Annotated in this window: 17 protein-coding genes; 6 read left to right on the forward strand and 11 right to left on the reverse strand. The window is 53.4% G+C overall.

Features of this window, described 5'->3' with window-relative positions; translation table 11 throughout:
* Positions 1-22 precede the first annotated feature (22 nt).
* A complete protein-coding gene (locus tag ACZZ0A_RS11115) occupies positions 23-940 on the reverse strand; it encodes a LysR family transcriptional regulator (RefSeq protein WP_463544089.1) in 918 nt (305 codons plus the stop codon).
* Between the two features lie 238 nt (positions 941-1,178).
* On the opposite strand from ACZZ0A_RS11115, the gene ACZZ0A_RS11120 reads away from it, so the two are divergent.
* From ACZZ0A_RS11120 to ACZZ0A_RS11135, 4 genes are all read left to right on the forward strand, one after another.
* A complete protein-coding gene (locus tag ACZZ0A_RS11120) occupies positions 1,179-2,018 on the forward strand; it encodes a pirin family protein (RefSeq protein WP_123375233.1) in 840 nt (279 codons plus the stop codon).
* Between the two features lie 72 nt (positions 2,019-2,090).
* Positions 2,091-3,170, forward strand: a complete 1,080-nt coding sequence (locus tag ACZZ0A_RS11125) for an alkene reductase (protein WP_463543053.1) — start codon at positions 2,091-2,093, stop codon at positions 3,168-3,170.
* Positions 3,171-3,414: 244 nt separating this feature from the next.
* A complete protein-coding gene (locus tag ACZZ0A_RS11130; RefSeq protein WP_007913158.1) occupies positions 3,415-4,203 on the forward strand; it encodes an SDR family oxidoreductase in 789 nt (262 codons plus the stop codon).
* A gap of 198 nt (positions 4,204-4,401) precedes the next feature.
* Complete coding sequence (locus ACZZ0A_RS11135) at positions 4,402-5,094, forward strand: GntR family transcriptional regulator (protein ID WP_238539550.1); 693 nt, start codon at positions 4,402-4,404, stop codon at positions 5,092-5,094.
* 59 nt (positions 5,095-5,153) lie between these two features.
* On the opposite strand, the gene ACZZ0A_RS11140 is transcribed toward ACZZ0A_RS11135, so the two are convergent.
* From ACZZ0A_RS11140 to ACZZ0A_RS11175, 8 genes are all read right to left on the reverse strand, one after another.
* Positions 5,154-6,680 (reverse strand): UxaA family hydrolase, encoded by a 1,527-nt coding sequence (locus tag ACZZ0A_RS11140; RefSeq protein WP_090404149.1) that lies wholly within the window; start codon positions 6,678-6,680, stop codon positions 5,154-5,156.
* A complete protein-coding gene (locus ACZZ0A_RS11145; protein WP_463543054.1) occupies positions 6,677-8,047 on the reverse strand; it encodes an MFS transporter in 1,371 nt (456 codons plus the stop codon). The genes ACZZ0A_RS11140 and ACZZ0A_RS11145 overlap by 4 nt, the downstream gene beginning before the upstream one ends.
* Positions 8,048-8,159: 112 nt before the next feature.
* Positions 8,160-9,086: a 3,5-dioxohexanoate:acetyl-CoA acetone transferase gene (gene kce / locus ACZZ0A_RS11150; protein WP_007913166.1), complete on the reverse strand. Its 927-nt coding sequence runs from the start codon at positions 9,084-9,086 to the stop codon at positions 8,160-8,162.
* Positions 9,087-9,136: 50 nt separating this feature from the next.
* The gene (locus tag ACZZ0A_RS11155) at positions 9,137-10,099 is read right to left on the reverse strand and encodes a 3-hydroxyacyl-CoA dehydrogenase (protein ID WP_463543055.1); all 963 of its coding nucleotides are present in this window, start codon (positions 10,097-10,099) and stop codon (positions 9,137-9,139) included.
* Between the two features lie 322 nt (positions 10,100-10,421).
* Positions 10,422-11,642, reverse strand: a complete 1,221-nt coding sequence (locus tag ACZZ0A_RS11160; protein WP_463543056.1) for an alpha/beta fold hydrolase — start codon at positions 11,640-11,642, stop codon at positions 10,422-10,424.
* A 65-nt stretch (positions 11,643-11,707) separates the two neighbouring features.
* On the reverse strand, positions 11,708-13,096 hold the full coding sequence (locus ACZZ0A_RS11165) for an MFS transporter (protein ID WP_007913177.1): 1,389 nt from the start codon (positions 13,094-13,096) through the stop codon (positions 11,708-11,710).
* Between the two features lie 390 nt (positions 13,097-13,486).
* Positions 13,487-14,413 (reverse strand): LysR family transcriptional regulator, encoded by a 927-nt coding sequence (locus tag ACZZ0A_RS11170; protein ID WP_463543057.1) that lies wholly within the window; start codon positions 14,411-14,413, stop codon positions 13,487-13,489.
* Between the two features lie 84 nt (positions 14,414-14,497).
* The gene (locus tag ACZZ0A_RS11175; protein ID WP_007913179.1) at positions 14,498-15,034 is read right to left on the reverse strand and encodes a 2,4'-dihydroxyacetophenone dioxygenase family protein; all 537 of its coding nucleotides are present in this window, start codon (positions 15,032-15,034) and stop codon (positions 14,498-14,500) included.
* 352 nt (positions 15,035-15,386) lie between these two features.
* Between ACZZ0A_RS11175 and ACZZ0A_RS11180 the strand changes: the two genes are divergently transcribed.
* Together ACZZ0A_RS11180 and ACZZ0A_RS11185 are read left to right on the forward strand one after the other, a co-directional pair.
* Positions 15,387-16,391, forward strand: coding sequence for an LLM class oxidoreductase (locus ACZZ0A_RS11180; RefSeq protein WP_123375239.1), 1,005 nt, complete (start codon positions 15,387-15,389; stop codon positions 16,389-16,391).
* Positions 16,388-17,335, forward strand: a complete 948-nt coding sequence (locus ACZZ0A_RS11185; RefSeq protein ID WP_463543058.1) for a nuclear transport factor 2 family protein — start codon at positions 16,388-16,390, stop codon at positions 17,333-17,335. Before ACZZ0A_RS11180 ends, ACZZ0A_RS11185 begins: the two co-directional genes overlap by 4 nt.
* Before the next feature lie 18 nt (positions 17,336-17,353).
* Here the strand turns inward: ACZZ0A_RS11185 and ACZZ0A_RS11190 are convergent, their stop codons facing one another.
* A complete protein-coding gene (locus tag ACZZ0A_RS11190; protein ID WP_007913182.1) occupies positions 17,354-18,370 on the reverse strand; it encodes a LacI family DNA-binding transcriptional regulator in 1,017 nt (338 codons plus the stop codon).
* Between the two features lie 161 nt (positions 18,371-18,531).
* The gene (locus tag ACZZ0A_RS11195; RefSeq protein WP_007913184.1) at positions 18,532-19,494 is read right to left on the reverse strand and encodes a cyclase family protein; all 963 of its coding nucleotides are present in this window, start codon (positions 19,492-19,494) and stop codon (positions 18,532-18,534) included.
* Positions 19,495-19,531 lie beyond the last annotated feature (37 nt).

Raw genomic sequence — 19,531 nt, forward strand, 5'->3', positions numbered from 1 at the left:
CGATATTCCGACAATGCATGGATCAGGAAAGAGTCGTTGCAGGGAATTCTTGCCCCTCTAATTTCTCCATAACCAAGCCAATGAATGCAGATACAGCCAGCGGTAGGTGTCGCCGACTAGGGTAAAGCAGATGCAGGCCGTATCCGGTTCTGTGGTACTGCGGAAGTACAGACACAAGGCGCCCCGTCTGAAGATCAAACTTAGTCATAGCGGGCGGCAGCAAGGCAATTCCTAGCCCGGCCAACGTCGCCTTGCGCAAAGCCTGGGCGGTGTTGCCATTGAAACGGCTAGTGACCCGCACCTCTTCCGCCGTATCGTTTGGCCCATGAAGAACCCAAGTGGTGAAACCGCTAGGATGGCCAAAGCTCACACAGTCGTGTTTGACCAAATCTCCAAGCTTATTAGGTATGCCTCTTTTTTTAATGTAATCAGGGCTGGCTACCAGACCTTCGTTACCCGCTCCAAGAAGCTGGCGACCGACGTATCCTGAGTCCTGCAACGCCCCACCTCGAAACGCAATATCGATGCGATCAGCGATCAAATCGGCACGTGCATCGCTTAGCACAAAGTCGACGTGTACCCGCGGATGTGCCTCGAGAAAATCGGCCACCCACTCCATAGGAAAGAAGTCGAAAAAATCAGCCATTGCCGCAATGCGCACGGTGCCACTCGGCTCTTGGTTTCCGGTCATCAGCTGCTCACCAGCGTCAATCAGACCTTCCACTGCTCCACAGCAGCGCTCGTGAAAAGTCTCGCCGGACTGAGTGAGTGTGAGCTTTCGCGTGGAGCGCTGCAGCAGCCTCGTACCGAGTTGAGCCTCGAGCTGTTGAACCCGCCGGCTTAAGGTGTTTGAGGGCATTCCAAGCTGCCGTGCTGCCTCAGCGAAACTACCGCTGCGCACCACTTTTACAAACAATGCGACGTCATTCAGATCAATCATCTTTACTGCCATCCACTCCAAAAATGGATTAGTCCAATCCAATTATGCCATCTAATAAAGCAATCAGCGGACGCATATCCTTCTGTCATTGCTGCAGTTGACCTTCAGTTGCCGGAATCTCCTACGGGCTCACCGCCCAGACTTTCGGCATCACTGAGTTCATCCACATCCAGTCCAGGCAGCCGGAACTCCGCTCGACGACATCGTCTGTCGGCAATGGAGAACAAAGAGAAAACATATGACCACCACCGTAGTAGTTCGACCACGCGCCATTGTCCATCGTACTGAAGGAACCACACACGGCCCCATAACGAGGCTTATGAGTCCAGGTGATCTAGGCGAGATGTTGAAGCCGTTTATTTTCCTGGACATTTTCAGCCTGAACGCCAGTGGTGGTAAGTCGAGTTTCGGCATGCATCCGCACTCAGGAATCGCAACGGTTACCTTCATGACAAAAGGGGATGTTTCTTATGAGGACACCACAGGGGCGACCGGTTTACTGCTTGCCGGTGGTGTTGAGTGGATGCAGGCCGGCAATGGGGTGTGGCACGACGCTACGCTAGCCAGCAAGTCCGCAATCCAGGGATTCCAGCTTTGGGTGGCATTGCCACCATCTCTTGAAAACGCACCCGCGATGAGTGTCTACCTTGCGCCGTCGCAAGTTCCTCAAGTGGGCCCCGCGCGTTTGCTATTGGGACGTTACGGGGCAGCCCAAAGCCTGATTGAAGTGCCGAGTGAAATGAACTATCTCGCCGTGAGTTTAAAAGACGGTGAGCACTGGCATTACACCCCTCCATCCGGTCACAACATTGCTTGGCTCGCTGTGAGTTCTGGGAGTCTGGACGCAGGTGGGTTGATCAATGCAGGCGAATTAGCCGTGTTCGAAGAGTCAGAGCACCGCATCAACTTCATCGCGAAAGGCGATTGCTCTTTCGTGATGGGCTCGGCGGTAAAGCATCCGTACGACCTGGTAACGGGTCACTACTCGGTTCACACGAGCAAGGCAGCTCTGGCGCAGGGTGAAACGGAAATACAGAGGATTGGCACACGGCTGCGGCAACAAGGACGGCTCAACTAGCGCCGCTCAAGCCGGCGTGAAAATCATCTCGACGATAACTATCCAACACCCCAAATCATACTGAGGCACGTCATGACAGCGAGCAATCTCAACCTTCTTTTGTCCCCCGCTCAAATCGCCAACCTACCCTTGAAAAATCATATGGTGATGGCGCCTCTGACGCGAAGCCGGGCTGGCCAAGGCGATGTTCCAACTTCCACAGTAGTCGAGTATTACCGTCAACGTGCAAGCGCCGGCCTCATCATTACTGAGGGTTCCCAGGTCTCGGCTCAAGGCAAAGGCTACATGAGAACACCGGGCATCTTCACCAGCGAGCAAAGCGCCGGCTGGAAACACGTGACCGACGCCGTGCATGCAGAGGGCGGACGGATATTTCTCCAGCTCTGGCACGTTGGGCGCCTGTCACACTCCCTAGTACAGCTCGATAATCAGCTGCCGGTAGCCCCCTCAGCGATCAAGGCTGATGGCGAGATCTACACGCCTGAAGGACTGAAGCCTTACGAGTCGCCACGGGCTCTGAGTCTGGATGAAATTCCTGGTGTGATTGCGGATTTTCGCCAAGGTGCTGAAAACGCGAAGCGTGCAGGTTTTGACGGTGTGGAAATACATGGCGCGAACGGCTACTTGATCGATCAGTTCCTGCGCGATGGCACCAACACCCGAACCGATTCATACGGCGGCTCTGCAGAAAATCGCGCTCGGTTTCTTAAGGAGGTTGTGGAGTCGGTCATCGAGGTATTCGGGGCTAGCCGCGTGGGTGTTCGCCTGTCGCCAATCTTTAATTACTTCTCCATGAGCGACAGCGATCCACGAGCGACATTCAACTATGCAGCGAAAATGCTCAGTCGCTACGGGCTAGCCTACATTCACGTAGTAGAAATCGGTGCGGGTGCATTCGACTTCAAAGAACTAAAGCGTCATTTCGCAGGCACCTACATTGCCAATGGCGGCTATGACGCGGAACGCGCAGAAACGTCGCTCAGAGAAGGAAATGCTGATCTGGTGTCCTTTGGCACAGCCTTTTTGGCCAACCCGGATCTGGTAGAGCGATTCGAACAGGGTGTCGCACTGAATGACGCTGACCCGACCACCTTCTATCAGGGTGAGGAGCGCGGTTACACGGATTACCCGACCATGGCCCAGATCCGATAATGATGAAGTGCTGCGGTAAGCGCAGTCGCCGCCGGCTGCCACTCGCAGATTAATCGGGCCGTAGGTAGCAATGCTGAGCCGGAGTAGGAGTCTGCACCCTCTCCGGTAATCACCTGCAAATCTGCGGCAAACCTGTCTTGACAAACAAACTGTGATCACATATCACTTAATGAGGTTTTCTTGTCTACGCACGCCGTAGCCACGAAAGAACTCATGAACAAAAACAAGACAGGACGCATTAGCTATGAACGTGATGAAGCGGCTGACACCCTATACCGGATTGAGAGTTTTGATTTCCGGTGGGGCAGCAGGCATTGGCGAATCGATCGCGGCTGCATATCTCGAAATTGGGGCAAGAGTCCATGTATGCGATGTAAGTGAGCAGGCGATCGCACAATTTCGTGAGCGCTATCCAGAGGCTTTGGCCACATTGGCTGACGTCTCCGACTCTGCTCAAATTAAGCGAGTCTTCGAGATACAACAGGAGTGGGTGGATGGGCTCGATGTACTGATCAACAATGCAGGCATCGCAGGGCCAACGGGCGGAATCGACAAGATTACCGATGCCGAATGGGGCCAGACTGTAGAAATCAACCTTAATGCGCAGTATCGCTTCGCTCATCATGCTGTCCCCCTCCTGACGAAGTCAGAACACGCACACATCATTCATATTTCATCGGTCGCGGGGCGCTTAGGCTATGCCTGGCGGACGCCATACGCCGCGACCAAGTGGGCCATCGTTGGTCTTATGAAGTCATTGGCAGCCGAGTTGGGCGAAAAAGACATTCGAGTCAACGCACTGCTGCCAGGCATCGTCGAGGGCCCGCGCCAGGATCGCGTCATCAGTGATCGCGCCAAACAGTTAGGCATTTCAGAGCCGGAGATGCGCCAACAAACATTGAAGAAAATATCATTGCGCCGGATGACTCCACCCGAAGACGTGGCAGCAATGGCCTTATTTCTATGCTCTCCTGCTGCTAACAATGTGACAGGACAAGCAATCAGCATCGACGGCAATGTCGAGTATCTTTGATTAGTCAGACCTACACGTCTCGCCACCGACCTTGGTAGCGAGACGCTTGTTATGCCTGTGCTAGAGAACTCGTTTCTCCCCAATTCCGTCACTTTTGATACCGGCACATCCGTGATTACAGATGTCTCATTTTGCTATGCCGCCTGATCGAACCTGCCTATAATTCTCGCCATGAACCTATCCACACTCGTAACGCCCATGATCCGCCAGACTCTCAGTGCGGACGTTTATGCCCAGCTGCGTGATCTGCTGATAAGCGGACGCGTTATGCCTGGGGAAAAGCTCTCGCTCAGGTCTATAGCGGACGCTCTTGGTGTTAGCGTCATGCCAGTGCGAGAAGCGGTTCACAGGTTGGTCGCTGAGCAAGCGCTGGAGATGGCGGCAAATCGATATATTCGTGTTCCTGTGCTGACGGTCAGCCAGTTCCGGGAAATCACCAGTATCCGGTTGAATCTTGAGGGGCAAGCTGCGGCTCGTGCTGCGGAGCTTGTTGATTCGCAGGCGCTGGCTGAGATTGAAAAGATACACGAGGCATTTTGCGCAGAGTTTGCAAAAGGCGCTCCCGATGAGTCACGGCTGATTACGCTGAACAAAGAATTGCATTTTGCAATTTATAATCAAGCGGACATGCCCATCCTGCTCCAGATAGTTGAGTCCCTGTGGCTGAGAATAGGGCCTATCATCAACTATGATCTACGATCTGGCACTGAGCGTGTGGTTCAGCGAGTGCAAGCCAGTCATCACGCAGCGATGGTTGATGCTTTAAAGAAGGGTGACTCCGTTGCAGCATGTGAAGCACTGCAAGATGACATCAAAAGTGCTGCCGAGTTTATCGTGAATACAGGGGCGCTGATCGTTGCCGATGCGCACAAGCCTGTCGACGCTGATTAATTCCACCAACATGTTTTAAAAAGAGGCGCCTGGTATCAGGGCGCCTCTTTTTTTGCTTGTTACATTTGAGCGCCGATCATCCAAGGCACTGTTTCTTCATTGCCGACGCCTAATGCCTCGCTTTTAGATTTTTCTCCCGAAGCCACTCGTATGAGCATGTCGAAAATCTCTTTACCCTTCGATTCAAGGGTGGCATCGCCATCCATGACATCCCCGCAGTTGATGTCCATATCATCCTTCATGCGAGTGTACATTTTGGTATTCGTCGCAAGCTTGATCGAAGGAGCAGGTTTAGCGCCAAAGCACGAGCCGCGTCCGGTGGTGAACGCAACGAGGTTTGCGCCGCTGGCGATTTGGCCAGTGGCTCCCATCGGGTCGTAGCCAGGCGCATCCATGAACACCAAGCCTCGGACTGTAATGGGCTCGGCGTAACGATAAACGCCCATGAGTGCTGAGGAGCCACTTTTGGCAACTGCGCCTAGAGACTTTTCGAGAATGGTCGTCAGGCCGCCGGCCTTGTTACCAGGCGTGGGGTTGTTATCAATACTGCCTTTTTCGCGGTCTGCGTAGCTTTCCCACCATTTGATAAGGTCGACGATACCCTGGCCGACTTCACGGGTTGCAGCGCGACGAGTCAGCAGGTGTTCAGCGCCGTAGATCTCCGGCGTTTCGCTAAGGATGGCAGTTCCACCTTGCGCTACGAGCATATCGACAGCCACACCGAGGGCGGGGTTGGCCGTGATGCCCGAGTATCCGTCTGAACCGCCGCACTGGAGCGCCACGGTCAGGTGCCGCGCCGAGACCGGCTCGCGTCGGCACTCGTTGGCAACCGGCAGCATCGATTCCACGGCGGCAATGGCGGCATCCGCTGCGTTGCGGGTTCCGCCAACGTCTTGGATGACCACGGGAGCGATAAGCTTGCCGGTCTCGATGCCCTGGGCCATGAACAGAGCGCCCATCTGATTGGCTTCACAGCCAAGCCCGATGACCACCACGCCAGCGAAGTTGGCGTGCTTGATGAAACCGCCTAGCGTGCGCCGCAGTTGGTTCACCCCCTCGCCATTGTGCTCTATGCAACAACCGAAGCTGTGGGTGATCGGCACCACACCGTCCACGTTTGGGTAAGCATCCAGCACACCGTTTCGCGAGAAGTGTTCAACCACCATTTTGGTAACAGTGGAGGAGCAGTTCACAGTGCTCACTACACCAATGTAGTTTCGAGTTGCTACTCGCCCGTCAGCGCGGACGAAACCTTGGAATGTCACAGGAGAGGCCGCAGGCGACGCGACTTTGGCATCCTCGCCGAACGCGTAGTCTCGCTCGAACGTCGCCATCTCCAGATTGTGCGTATGCACGTAATCGCCTGGCTCAATGGGTTTAGTAGCAAAGCCAATAATCTGGCCATAACGCAGAACAGGATCACCTGGGTTTACGTGTGCAAGGGCAATCTTGTGCGCTGCGGGCACATCGGCGAGCACCACGATATTACCGAACTCCGTAACCACGGTTCCTTGAGGTATCGAAGCGCGTGCGATTGCAACATTGTCGTCGGGATGTAGTTTAAGTGCCAGGGATGTACTCTTCATTTTGTCCTCGCATTATCAGTAATACACGGCGCAGCCTGGGGCAATACAATGTTGTCCCGCGTTTTTGTAGTAATCATTTCTTGTGCCTGACGTAGTTTCAAACTCAGGAATGCCGCGAGCGTTAAAAGAGCCGCTACAATAATGAGTCCATTCTTTGTGCTCCCGGTAGTTTGCTCAACGAAGCCCAGAAGTGAAGGGCCGAAGAAACCACCAGTAATACCAAAGGTATTCACTAACGCCAGACCCGCCGCCATACCCGCTCCCGCCAGTCTTGAACTGGCAAAGAGGAATATCACAGGCTGAACAACGAAAAACATCGATGCCGTAAGAGTGAATCCTATTAGAGCTATCAGTGGAGTGGTATAGGCCGCAAGAGTCAATCCAGCCGACATCAGGAGCAGTCCACCGAACATTATTTTGCGTGAGATTTTCGGAGTAGTTGCATACTTTGGAAGAAGCGCTGCGCCGAGTGCCGCTGCTATCCATGGGATTGAGTTTAACAATCCTATTTGTAACGATGACAAGCCTCCATACGTGCCAATGATGCCCGGCAAGAAGAAAATTACCGAATACACACTAACTTGGTGGAGGAAATACACCGTGATCGCAAGCCAAATTTGAGGGATCTTAAGGACGCCCTTAAAAGAATGACCTACATTGCCGGAGGCGATTTCTTCATCATGTTCTTTCTTCAGAACTTGCTCTACTTCAGTGACTTGTTCCTTTGATAGCCAACTTGCCGTAGATGGGCCGTCCGGAAGCTTTCGCCAAATCACGACGGAAAATAGAACAGCTGGAATTCCCTCCAAGAAGAACAGCCACTGCCAGCCGTGCCAACCCCAGATTCCATCCATCTCTAACAGCAGCCCGCCAACCGGCCCGCTGATGATATTCGCGAGACAGACCCCGATTAGAAAATAGCCACTGGCTCGTGCCCTTTGCTCACGACCAAACCAATAGGTTAAATAGAGCATTACACCTGGGAATAATCCGGCTTCAGCTGCGCCCAGTAGCGCGCGGGCAATGTAAAACGTAGTCTCATCGGTAATGAAGGCCATACCGGCAGACAACAAACCCCAGGTGATCATGATCCTGGTGATCCAGAGCCGGGCACCTACCCGGTGCATGATCAGGTTACTGGGTACCTCCATGAGTGCATAGGTAAGGAAGAAGAGCCCTGCACCAAAACCGTATGCGGCAGCGGAAATACCCAAGTCTACTGCCATGTGTGTTTTGGCAAGTGAAATGTTAGTTCTGTCTAGAAAGCTTATAACGTAAGCAAAAATTAACATCGGCATTAGTTTGCGAAACATTAAAGCGTTCAGCGACTGTCCCTTTTGTGTTTTTGTATGGGTCGTAGCTAACATGGTTCATTTTCTCCTCATGAGGATAAGTTGCCAAGGCGCGGGTGTTGTGCCACGCCCTTTAATTATCAAAATATCCTCTAGATAGACTTTATGGGGGGGTGAGTGCCGGCGCTTAGAAATTGACGTTATCGCCACCTTTGAGCTTCAGGATTTCCCTCGCGTCAGCAGGTGTCGCCACTTCAAGTGAAAGCCCTTCGAGAATTTTGCGCATACGCGAGACTTGATCGGCGTTGCTTTTTGCCAATTGGCCCGGCCCGTCCCAAAGCGAGTCTTCAAGACCCACACGCACGTGTCCTCCAAGCGTGGCTGATTGAGCACCAATGCTCATCTGCTGCTTTCCTGCTGGAAGAACCGACCACTGATAGTCATCTCCGAAGAGACGATCAGCTGTGCGACGCATATGCAGGACATCCTCCGGGTGACCGCCGATTCCGCCCAAAATGCCGAAAACCGATTGGATCAAAAATGGAGGTTTGATGAGGCCGCGATCAATGAAATGCGCAGCGGTGTAGAGATGCCCAATGTCATAGCATTCGATTTCAAAACGGGTCCCGTTCTCACTGCATGACTCTAGGATGTGGGCTATGTCGGTAAATGTATTTTTGAAAATGCGGTCATGGCTGCCGGCGAGGTATGGTTCCTCCCAGGCGTGTTTGAACTCCTTAAACCGATTGAGCATTGGGTAAAGTCCCATGTTCATCGTGCCCATGTTCAGTGAGGCCACTTCCGGTTTGAACTGATGTGCTGGACGAAGGCGATCTTCAAGCGACATTGTCGGTGCGCCACCTGTAGTCAGGTTGATCACCACATCGCTAGCCTCTTTGATAGCCGGCAGAAACTGCTTAAACAGTTCCGGATCCTGAGAGGGGCTGCCATCAATTGGGTTACGAGCATGTAGGTGAACAATTGAGGCGCCAGCCTCAGCGGCACCAATCGCCGCTTCGGCAATTTGACCTGGTGTTACCGGCAGGTAACGGGACATGGAAGGTGTATGAATTGCGCCGGTGACCGCGCAAGTGATGATGACTTTACGAGCCATGGTGACCTCCTGGTTACTTTTATTTTGGTGTTCAGGATGAGGTGATGCCGTCAGGAATTTGGTGCTTGACGCTTGTGCGCAGCGAGAGCCATAAGGCGGCGGTCACGCCAAGCGGATCGCAATGCAATGCCTTCAAGTTCAAGTTTTTGGCGGCGCTCGTCATGTACTCGGGCGACTGCTGATTCCGACCAGTCGAAAGCATTTTCGGAATTGATCGTTTCGCGATTTTGCTGACCGTAGCGTTTGGCATAGTCAGATACGCCGGCAGGGGCGTTGAGATCGATGGTTTCGAAGGGGCCCATAAACGACCAGCGGAGGGCGAGTCCATCTTTGAGCACCCGATCAATATCCTCCGAGCTGGCAAAGCCTTCCTCATGCAATTTGAAGCATTCGTTGAGGACTGCGGCTTGGACTCGGTTCAACAAGAAGCCGTGGATCTCTCGGGATAGAACGACAGGGCTCTGCCCTGCTGCGGTGTAGATCTCATGCGCTCGAATCATCACTTCAGATTCTGTCCACGGCGCAGGGCATAACTCCACAAGAGGAACTAAGTAAGGCGGGTTGGTAGGGTGTGCAACTACGCAGCGCCCCCGACCTGGTAGATCTTTAGTGAACACGGAGGCCGGTAACCATGAAGTTGAACTGGCAAGAATCGCATCCTTGGGCGCCAACACATCCATTCGACTGAAAATGTCGATTTTCGCCTCCACCGTTTCCCGAACGTTTTCCTGTACGAGCACCACATCACGTAGCGCATCAGCCAAGTCGGGAACGCAAGTAATGCGTGCCAGCACGGTGAGGGGGGCGTCATTGAGAAGATCAAATTCTGCGAGCTCGTTAAGTCTCGCTTCGATGTAGGCATGGCTGTTCTGCATTGTCTGCAGATCCATGTCGTGTAAACGCACCGGATGTCCTGCTCGAGCAAAAACAATCGCCCAAGCTCTCCCAATCAGGCCCGCGCCAACGATTGCAATGGGGCCACGCTCGGTCGCAGATGGAGTTGTACTTCGCATGATGTTCTCCAAATTTTGTATTTATGTTTAGGAGTAATCGTCTGAGCGGTTGGTGAACAATGCTGACGCTCAGTTGTTCGCTCTGAGACAGATGCTATCCAGTGTGATCACAGATCACAAGAAAATAATTCTGATTGTCTGACGACCGGCTATGGAAGGGATTCGAGGGTCGAGATAGCTCCCGCAACGGCCTGAGCCTCAGTGGGTCGGCGCGCTTCAGGTTTTTGTGCGGGAACAGAAAAGGTTTTTTTCGGGATTGAACCTTCGCGTTAAATAAACGCAGAAAAGCCCGCCTGACGAGCGGGCTCCTCAATCAGATCTTTCAGCCTGCGTGGCCGTGACCCGCTTCACGAAGGAACGCACGTACCGTGTCACAGAACTCCAATGGGTTCTCAGTCATTGGATAGTGGCCAGTACCTGCGAGCACGGCGATCTTACTGCCGGGAATGCGAGATGCTGTCTCCTCAACCTTCTCTTGGTACACCAACCAATCCGCGTCACCGCGCAGAAGTAAAACAGGCGCGTTGATCTTTCCAACTTGTTGCCTCTGATCAAAGTTCGCATAGCCTGTGAGGTCACCTTTCATCACCTGCGGCGTGGTGCGCGAGATCTGCCACACCACCTCCCTCGCACGATCTGGTGGAGTGCGATTGCCCGTCATCGAACGAGACCAGGCACCGATGATCTCTGGCCCATTCATGTGCAACATATCGAGGAAGAACTCGGAAACCGTCGGGGTAAAATCTGCCCCTTCAGCTGAAATGATCGCGCTGTACGCATCGGGCCGACGTGCCCCCAATTCCAGCACCAGATTGCCACCCATCGAGCATCCCATGATGGCGGGTTTCTCAAGTCCCAAGGCCTCCATAAGGTGCTCGTTGAACTCCGCGTGGCGAGTGAGGCTGTGGAATGGGCCTGATTCGGGCAGCTCTGATTTGCTGTGCCCGGGGGCGTCAATTGCAATGACGCGGAACTCATCTGAGAGGCCGTCCAGTACGTGCCTGTACATCAGAGAATCTTGTGATGCCGCGTGGAAGCAAACGAGTGGACGTCCCTCCCCTGATTCTTCGTAATAAACGCGAATTCCATCAACGGTAATGTACCGTCCTACCGTCTCTTTCCCCGACGGCTTAGGCCCGGGAGAGTAAGAGACTGGTGGGTTATTATTAGCTTTCCCTACACGCTTCATTGCGTCAAACGCGCGGGCCATCACATCAACGTACTGCCATGCGGCGACTACGTTGCCCTCAAGCTCAAGTTTGCCCAACCCTGGGGACAACGCTTCAAACCAGTCGATCTTTCCGTCAAGAACGCGCTGCCACTCATCATCAGCGCCAGACACGATGATATCCGCACCCAAGGGGCTTCCTTCCGGGTAAACCGCAACGACCTTACCGGCGAGAACCGCAAGCGTTGAGAAGCCTGTGCTGTGCTTGAATTGAATGCGTCCATCGAAATAGCGAGCAGCGGCAGTCCAATCAGCATCACCGTTTAACTCGTCGGCGAATTGGCTCAACCATTTGGCATCATTAATAAGGGTCATGACTTTCTCCTAGCTTTAGCTATCCCCAAGGGGATTTTCTTGTAAGTGCAGGTACGATCGGTTCGTTACAAACCCATGTTGCAAGAGGACTTCGATACCAGCGCCTTGTCGTATTTAAGGAACCAGCCGGTAGTTTCACGGGTGAAGAAAATGGTGATGATGGCCGCCAGTACCATGAGGCCGGAGATAAAGTAGAGCGCGTAGTTGTAGCCCGCAGCCTGCTCAAAGCCACCACCTGCGCCGATGAACATCCCGATCACGAATGGCCCAAAGCCACCGGCGTAAATACCGACGTTGACGATTGAGCCCGCCAGGCCAGTCGTGCCTTGCTTCGCAGAGTCAAACGCAATGGCATACAGCAACGTGTAGGGCGCGTTCATTGCGAATCCAGCAAACAACTGAATCGCGATAAGCCAAGTCAGGCTGACGGATGAGTATTTGAAGAGGTACATGCCCACCGCAAGCCACGCGAAAACAAGCACTAGGCAAAGTTTTCGGCCTGCACGGTCTGAAATCCATCCCCAAACGATCTGGCCGATACCACCGGTGATCGTGAAGAGCACCGAGTAAGCAGCTGCCTCTGCGAAGTTGTAATGGGCAACAAAGGCCAGGTACTGAGGTAGCCAGAAGCTGATGCCGAAGTAGCCAACGATTGCGAACATCGAGATAAGAGCGATAGCGGAGATGTTCGGATTTTTCATTGCAGACTTGAACGCGCCTTTGGGCACCTCCACCACACCCTGTACCGCTTCCATTGATGGAGGGGTCTCACCCACGGCTTGAGCGTGTTCAACAAAGGACTCGTAACGCTTCTTCGTACTGAACCACCAGTAGACCGAAAAGATGATGATCATCGGTACAGGGAACAGCAGGAATGCCAAGCGCCAATTTTCCGGGCCGTAAGCGTGGAGTAGAGCACTGATCGCCAAGCCACCGATCAATGTGCCCCAAGGGTATCCGGTGTGATGAAGTCCTAAGGCGAAACCACGGCGCTCCTTCGACCACCACTCAGACAAGGAGGTGACTTCGATGGCTTCGCCAGCACCACCAAATGCGTGAGACATCACTTGCAGCGCGACAAGCACTCCAAGCGAGCCAGTCAAGAAATTGAGGCCGGTCAGAAAGGTGAATAGCGTGTAAGCAATAACGATTGGCAGGTGACGGTATTTTCGCATCCATCCCTGACCGCCTTTATCAGCCCAAATCATGCAAGGCACGGCTATCAAAGATGTAGCGATCGTGATGAACGCGGCAAGCAGTCCAGTCAGCTCAGCGCTTGTCTTGAACTCGCTGGTGATGGAGGGCAATACCATAAAGAACATCTGGCGGGAGTTGGCATCCATGGCATACACGAGCCACAAAAGAGCCATCGCACCCCAGGAGGCTGCACCTGCACCTTTTGGCACACGATTGACCGCAGGTAATGCTTCGATTTTGTCTTGAGCAAATCCCATGGGGATATCTCCGGGTATTTATTTTTATTCTCCGGCTGAGGATCGGTGTTTTGCACACATACGCCTCAACATCCGAGGTGATCCAGCACTTGTCGTACCGCTCACCATGGACAGAGGTTATGGCTCAATTTCAGGGCTGAATATAGCTGGCAAAGCACACCTGCTGTGACCGCCAGGAACAGGTCAGTGGCACAAAATGAGAGAGGCGCCAGCGAAGCATCTGGCTAAGTAATTACTGGGAAATAGGTCTCAAGTTTTTGGGAGCTCTGTTGGGCACAGAGCAGGAGGTAAAATTACAGAGAGGTGGAGTATTGGCTCTCTTGTGCAGGAGCCAAAGTTGCACGCTTGCGCGGAAGGAAAGTGAAAGTAAGCGCGAGGCCGTAGTGGCTATCAAGTCGCTTCGGGTAGTCCTCTCACGACCTTCCATGGATGTGCTATCCATTTTTTTTGGAAAAACTCGATGAAAACTCGGATGCGGGGGCTTAGATGTTTTCTATCCGAGTAGAGCAGGTAAATAGGCTCTAAGATCTCCGCTTTGTACTCGTCAAGCAGGAGCACCAGCGATCCATCCTGAATGTCTTTTCCAATGTGGAAATCCGCAAGGCGGACTATACCCGCACCTGATTTGGCCATGTCCCTCAGCAGTTCGCCTTGGGTAAACGATCCTCGGGGCTTCACAGGGGTCGTCACACCCAGACCGTCCTGGATAAAGGCCCATTTGTTCCAAGGGCTGGCAAAACTGAAGTTAAAGCATCGATGATTCATCAGGTCTTGTGGCTGTTGCGGTTTTCCATACTTTTCCAAGTAGTCAGGTGAAGCACACAGCAACCATTCACATTCGCCTATCTTCTTTGCGATTCTGGAAGAGCTCGGAAGAATCCCGCTATGGATGGCTATGTCCAATCCCTGCTCGAACTGGTCAACGAACTGAGCGCCTAACTGAATCTCGACATCAAGACCGGGATAAGCGTCGAGGAATTCCGGCAACCAAGGCACGATCTGCTGCTTCGCAAAAGAGGTCATCGTGTGGATGCGTAGCGTGCCACTTACCCTTGAAGGAAGCCCTTCTGCCAGAGAGTCAGCTTCACTCATCGCCTCAACCACAGCTTTCGCACTTCGCAAATAAGCAGCCCCCTCCTCCGTCAGAGTGAGGACTCGGGAACCCCTCTGGAACAGTCGAACTCGAAGCCGATCCTCTAGCCGCGCTATCAATTTACTGATGGCCGACGGAGTCATCTCATGCGCCCTGGCGGCAGCAGAAAAACTTCCGCACTCTGTTGACCAGATGAAGGCTAGCATTTGGGAGTATTGATCCATTTCGGTACGCTCCTTACGCGACTGAATCTACCTGTTTATCTACACAAAAAAACGCGCCGTAGCGCGTTCTTTTTTGTACCAAAATCAGCGAATGAACTGCTCGATATAATCGTCCGGCAAGCCCAAATTTTTGTAATGGCTGCGGGCAGCTTCCAGCTTGGTGAAAACGTCTTCATAGCCAACCGCGACACCCTGTGGGTCGACGTAAGTGTAGCCACCCTGAACGTGGAACCAAGTAATCATTTCTTCGACATCTTCAGGGACGAACAGAGTGTGAGTCTCCCCTGGCGGCTCGAATGCAAAGGAGCCTTCATCAGCAACCCAATCGTGTTCGAGGTAGTACCAACGCCCCTTCAACACGATCGCATGCACTGCACCTGAGTGGCGGTGACGTGACAAAACCCCGCTCTGCCGCACTCGGAGCAAGTTGATGTAGTACCCACCGCTAACGCTCAGCAGCAGTGGTTTGAAAGATACTGACTTGGTGACAGGCACCCAGAGATTATCGTCTTCGAGCCAAGTGGTCATAACGCCTGGATGCACCATGTCTGGAGACATGAAAGGCACCTGCGGCAAAGCATAAGGAATGGCAAGTTCATCAGGTTTAACGGGCGTATTCATTATAATTTCTCTCAACGTGTGACTGGCGAGCGAGCCAGGATTTCAATCGCTGAGTGAGAGTAGGTGATGCTCTCGCACAGGAGAATACTCAGAAATTCACACCATCTGTGACCACTCGTCACAGCGCGTAAGACTCATCCCGTTGAAGGCCGCGACTCATCTAAGACGCCTACTGCGGACGAGTTCAAGCGATTGACCCAGCAGATTTTTCATTGTGTGGATAGCGGCCACCAGTGGATCGCGCCCCATCAGAGGGGACACATTTTCCCCAATACCTTCACTACCATGCAGACCTGTTCATCTGAAAGCCGCTTACACAGTAGTAATCGGCTTGAAATAATGAGGTTTAGCAATGACTTCTCTCAGCCCTTCCCTTGAGCTCAGTCCCGAACTTGCAGCTCACCCGGCCTATTCGCGAGTGTTCCAGCCCGAAGGCCTCACCTTCGGATACATCATGCCCTTGGAGGGCTATCCGAATTCACCGTTTCCCACGCTGCAGGATCATCAACGCCTTGCTCGCATCGCGGACGAGGCTGGATTCGCAAGTCTGTGGATGAGAGATGTGCCCTTCTATGACCCGAGCTTTGGTGATACTGGTCAAATGATCGACCCGTTTGTATATCTGGGATATCTGGCTGCTGTTACCAAAAACATTGCCTTGGGCACAACGGGCATCGTTCTTCCGTTACGTGAACCACTGATCGTCGCTAAGCAGTCCGTTTCGGTCGACCAGCTAACCGGCGGTCGTTTCTTGCTAGGGCTATCCAGCGGAGATCGCCCGATTGAATATCCAGCATTCGGGATTGATTTCGAAGCGAGAGAAGAACGATACCGGGAAGGCTTCGAGCTGATTAAGACAGTCACTGAAACCAGCTTCCCAAGCGTCTCAACCAAACTTTTCGGCCAGCTGGAAGGCTTGCTAGACATGGTACCCAAGCCCGTGGGCCCTCGACTCCCCATGATTGTCGTGGGCCGGGCCCGTCAGACGCTTGAGTGGATAGCCAATAATGCCGATGCCTGGATTTGGCATCTGAGCGACTTCAATCGTTTGCCCGGCCTCATCCGCGAGTTCCGTTCTGCCAGCCAGACCGGCAATGTAAAACCATACGGCTACGCGACGTTTTTCGATCTGGCGAAGGATCCGAGCACACCGCTGGAACGCGGCTACAACGGAATAAGGATCGGGCGTAATGCTCTCGTGGAGCTCTGGAAACGGCAACAGGATGAAGGTGTTTCACACGTCGCACTGAATATCAAACCTCTGCAGCGACCAGCCGCTGATGTCTTGGAGGAGATGGCTGAGTATGTCCTGCCACACTTCCCCATAGGCCAACCTGCCTCGCAGGTGACCCAGTGACCGGCTCAACTGATCGCACCGAAATTAAGGGCGTTATAGCCACCTTTCTGGAAGCCTGGGAGAGCGGTAATTGGGAATCTGCTGGGGACATGTTCACTGACAATTGCCAGTTGGTGACAAGCCACATGTCCGCTCATGAGGGTGGACGCAAGATCGTCAGAGCTTTCCAGCAAGACCGTGCCAAGGCTGATGGCTTTTCAGTGAAGGCAACCAATCACTATGTGGGTGGTGGAGAAACCGACGCCAATTTCAGTTTCTACGCCTATGGCCATATCAGCAAAGCCACAAAGTCGGCCACGCTCGGATTTGGTATGACTGTCACAGGCTCTCTGAAAAAGACAGCAGGCACTTGGCGCCTCGACAGCGTGCTGATTGCCTTGAATTGGGTAACCGGGGACTACTCGCTTGCCACTCACTGGCAGCTTCCACCAGGTGACGATGGATGGAGGATTGGCGATCCAGCCCCCACCATCGTTAGCGAGCTGAATTCGCCATGGCTTGCTTTCCCAAGCTCAACGCCTTCGGTACCCAGCGAGGAGTGTATTGCTGAAACCTACGCTCGTTACTCATGGGCGCTGGATCAGGCTGACATGCAGCTACTTGCCCATTGCTTTGCCAACGACGCCGCTGGTGATTTCCAACCGATGGGCCTTATTGAAGGGCGCCACGCGATCATCGGCTCCTTCAAAGAGTTTCGCAGGCCCTGGCCGTGGATGCAGCATTTCGCGGACGTGCTGGAGATCAAGGCCGACGAGGAAAAGGGTGTAGCGGAAATGATTGTCGGCAGAGTCATTCCTGGAAACTCACACACGCAAGATGGCACGCCTCTCTATGGCGCGCATTACCGAATGCGGCTTCGTCGCAAGCATGAGGGCTTCTGGCAACTGACCTGGAGCGAGTACCGCCCAGGCTGGTTCAATGCCAATGAAGCACCAAGAGTTTAGTGCCTTTCTGGAAACGCTCTAGGGCCGTGGCGCCGTACTATCTCGGACGACGAGTTCGATTTGTATGCGCTCGCGGCGTGCAAGTGGGCGCCCCTCGATTAGCGCAACGATGTTGTTGGCGCTGCTGATACCAATTTTCGAAGTCGGCACCCTGACGGTCGTCAGGGCTGGCACGTAGGCAGCCGCGAACTCGATATCATCGAACCCGCTGACTGATAGTTCTTTGGGGACGTCGATCCCATTGGAGCGCGCTTCCGCCAACGCTCCGATACAGGTGAGGTCAGTGCTGCAGACAATGGCCGTAGGCTTGGGGTTAAGCTCCATAGCAATCCGCAGCCCGGCGCGCCCTCCCTCAATCGTGAATGGCTGCTCAATAATCCGTTCACTTGAAAGCTCTATCCCTGACTCGAGTAGCTGAGCGGTGATTCCTTTCAGACGGTATTTTGCCCGTTCGTTGTTAGAAACAACTCCACTGATCATCGCGATACTTTGATGACCAAGGCTAAGCAAGTGCTTGGCAATCAATCGACCACCCTCCTCATTGCTGAATCCCACGCAGTGATGGTCGTGAGCACCATCTAGCGACCACATGAGAATGAATGGGCATTGGGCGGCAGTTAGTGCTTCATAAATTTCAGGACTATGTTCAGTACCCACTAACAGTAGGCCTTCGACGCCCCGCTCAATCATGTTCCTTACGTTTACCAGTTCTTGCGCCTGGTCGTATTCATGGGAAGAAATGATTAGATGATACCCAAGCTCCGTTAGCCTTAACTGGAGGGCCTGGACAGCTTCAGCGAACGCAGGGTTGTTAAAAGTAGGAAAAACGGCTCCGATGCTGTGCGTGCGCCTGGATGCCAAAGCACGCGCGGCCCCGTCGCGCACGTACCCGAGCTCTTGAACAGCTGCTTGTACTTTGGCCAGCGTGGCAGGTTTCACTAAGTGCGGGACAGCCAATGCTCTTGAAGCACTCCCCATCGAGACGCCCGCCAATTCAGCCACATCCTTGAGCTTCGGTTTCTCGATTTTTTTCATTGGAGATTCAGCATCCTCGATCGTAGCGCGGAGACAGGACGATCAGAAGAACGCCCTCGATTTGCGCAGAGGATGATAAGCCAACAGCCTGCCGTTCGGGAGCCGTTAATTGGAGGGAAAAACCTGAGAGCAGCGTTTCTGCTGCCCCCAGGCAAAAACACTTATTTAATGACGATCGGATTCACAGGAGCTCCGGTTCCGCCAACGACCTTTAGAGGGGCTGCGGTATAGAGAAACGTCCACTGACCGTCCTCAGCGCAGTCCTCAGCGAGAGGATCAAGCTGAGCGATCTCAGTGAGAGTGATGCCCAAGTTCCTCATGAGTGCGTTGTGCAACGGCAACGCAACTCCTGACACGGGGTCGACGGTGACTTCGTTAGCAATGGTGTCGGTGACGATGTTCGGAATTTCCATCTCCTGAAACCACTTCACCAGCTCAGGGCTGTAGGTCAGGCCTGGCTCGATAAAGTCTTTGTAGAACTCTTCCGGGTCGCGTTTATAAAACGAGCCAATCCATCCAGTGCGGATGATGAGAATGTCGCGCTTGTTGATAGAGACGCCTTGAGCCCGGGCCGCAGCCATTAAATCCTCATGGTTGAACGTTTCACCTGCATCCAGCACGTCTTTACCACGGTGGCGCGCGATGTCGATCAGAATGCCTCGGCCAACGATGCCTTTTTCACCCAATGGAGCAACGCTCGCCTTGGCCAGCGAACCGATAGTGGTATCGGCGCTGTAGCCATTCCAGATCTGATCGTCGTACCAGACATGCCCAAGGGCGTCGTACTGAGTTGACCCTTGAAGATGAAAAAACATCACGTCGTCGGCGAACTCGTAAGAGCCCGGAAAATGTGGGCCTTTGCCACAGTTGTAGTGACCACGATCCATGATATTCATGCGTTTTGACTGGGAGCGACCAGGCCAGACCGGGTCACCAGCAGGATCTGCCATCCGCACCTGCAAAGTAAATGTCTTGCCTTGCTTGACCTCTTTGACCCCTTGGAGCACTTCGATATCTGTAAGGTAGTTGAGTGAGCCTACCTCATCATCCGGGCCCCACTTACCCCAATTCTTAGGGGAGTCTTTGAGCAAGTCATGAATATGCGGAACGGTCTTGTCTGTCATTTTCTGAGCCTCTTTTATTCTTGGATTAGCTGTGCTG

The organism is Pseudomonas sp. AC242 (genome assembly GCF_979258655.1).

Bases quoted from the DNA above. Each gene is read 5' to 3' on its own strand.
- ACZZ0A_RS11140 (WP_090404149.1), bottom strand. From the start codon at position 6,680: ATGAAGAGTACATCCCTGGCACTTAAACTACATCCCGACGACAATGTT.
- ACZZ0A_RS11130 (WP_007913158.1), top strand. From the start codon at position 3,415: ATGAACGTGATGAAGCGGCTGACACCCTATACCGGATTGAGAGTTTTG.
- ACZZ0A_RS11155 (WP_463543055.1), bottom strand. From the start codon at position 10,099: ATGCGAAGTACAACTCCATCTGCGACCGAGCGTGGCCCCATTGCAATC.
- ACZZ0A_RS11145 (WP_463543054.1), bottom strand. From the start codon at position 8,047: ATGTTAGCTACGACCCATACAAAAACACAAAAGGGACAGTCGCTGAAC.
- ACZZ0A_RS11170 (WP_463543057.1), bottom strand. From the start codon at position 14,413: ATGGATCAATACTCCCAAATGCTAGCCTTCATCTGGTCAACAGAGTGC.
- ACZZ0A_RS11160 (WP_463543056.1), bottom strand. From the start codon at position 11,642: ATGACCCTTATTAATGATGCCAAATGGTTGAGCCAATTCGCCGACGAG.
- ACZZ0A_RS11120 (WP_123375233.1), top strand. From the start codon at position 1,179: ATGACCACCACCGTAGTAGTTCGACCACGCGCCATTGTCCATCGTACT.
- ACZZ0A_RS11125 (WP_463543053.1), top strand. From the start codon at position 2,091: ATGACAGCGAGCAATCTCAACCTTCTTTTGTCCCCCGCTCAAATCGCC.
- kce (WP_007913166.1), bottom strand. From the start codon at position 9,086: ATGGCTCGTAAAGTCATCATCACTTGCGCGGTCACCGGCGCAATTCAT.
- ACZZ0A_RS11115 (WP_463544089.1), bottom strand. From the start codon at position 940: ATGATTGATCTGAATGACGTCGCATTGTTTGTAAAAGTGGTGCGCAGC.
- ACZZ0A_RS11180 (WP_123375239.1), top strand. From the start codon at position 15,387: ATGACTTCTCTCAGCCCTTCCCTTGAGCTCAGTCCCGAACTTGCAGCT.
- ACZZ0A_RS11175 (WP_007913179.1), bottom strand. From the start codon at position 15,034: ATGAATACGCCCGTTAAACCTGATGAACTTGCCATTCCTTATGCTTTG.
- ACZZ0A_RS11190 (WP_007913182.1), bottom strand. From the start codon at position 18,370: ATGAAAAAAATCGAGAAACCGAAGCTCAAGGATGTGGCTGAATTGGCG.
- ACZZ0A_RS11135 (WP_238539550.1), top strand. From the start codon at position 4,402: ATGATCCGCCAGACTCTCAGTGCGGACGTTTATGCCCAGCTGCGTGAT.
- ACZZ0A_RS11165 (WP_007913177.1), bottom strand. From the start codon at position 13,096: ATGGGATTTGCTCAAGACAAAATCGAAGCATTACCTGCGGTCAATCGT.
- ACZZ0A_RS11195 (WP_007913184.1), bottom strand. From the start codon at position 19,494: ATGACAGACAAGACCGTTCCGCATATTCATGACTTGCTCAAAGACTCC.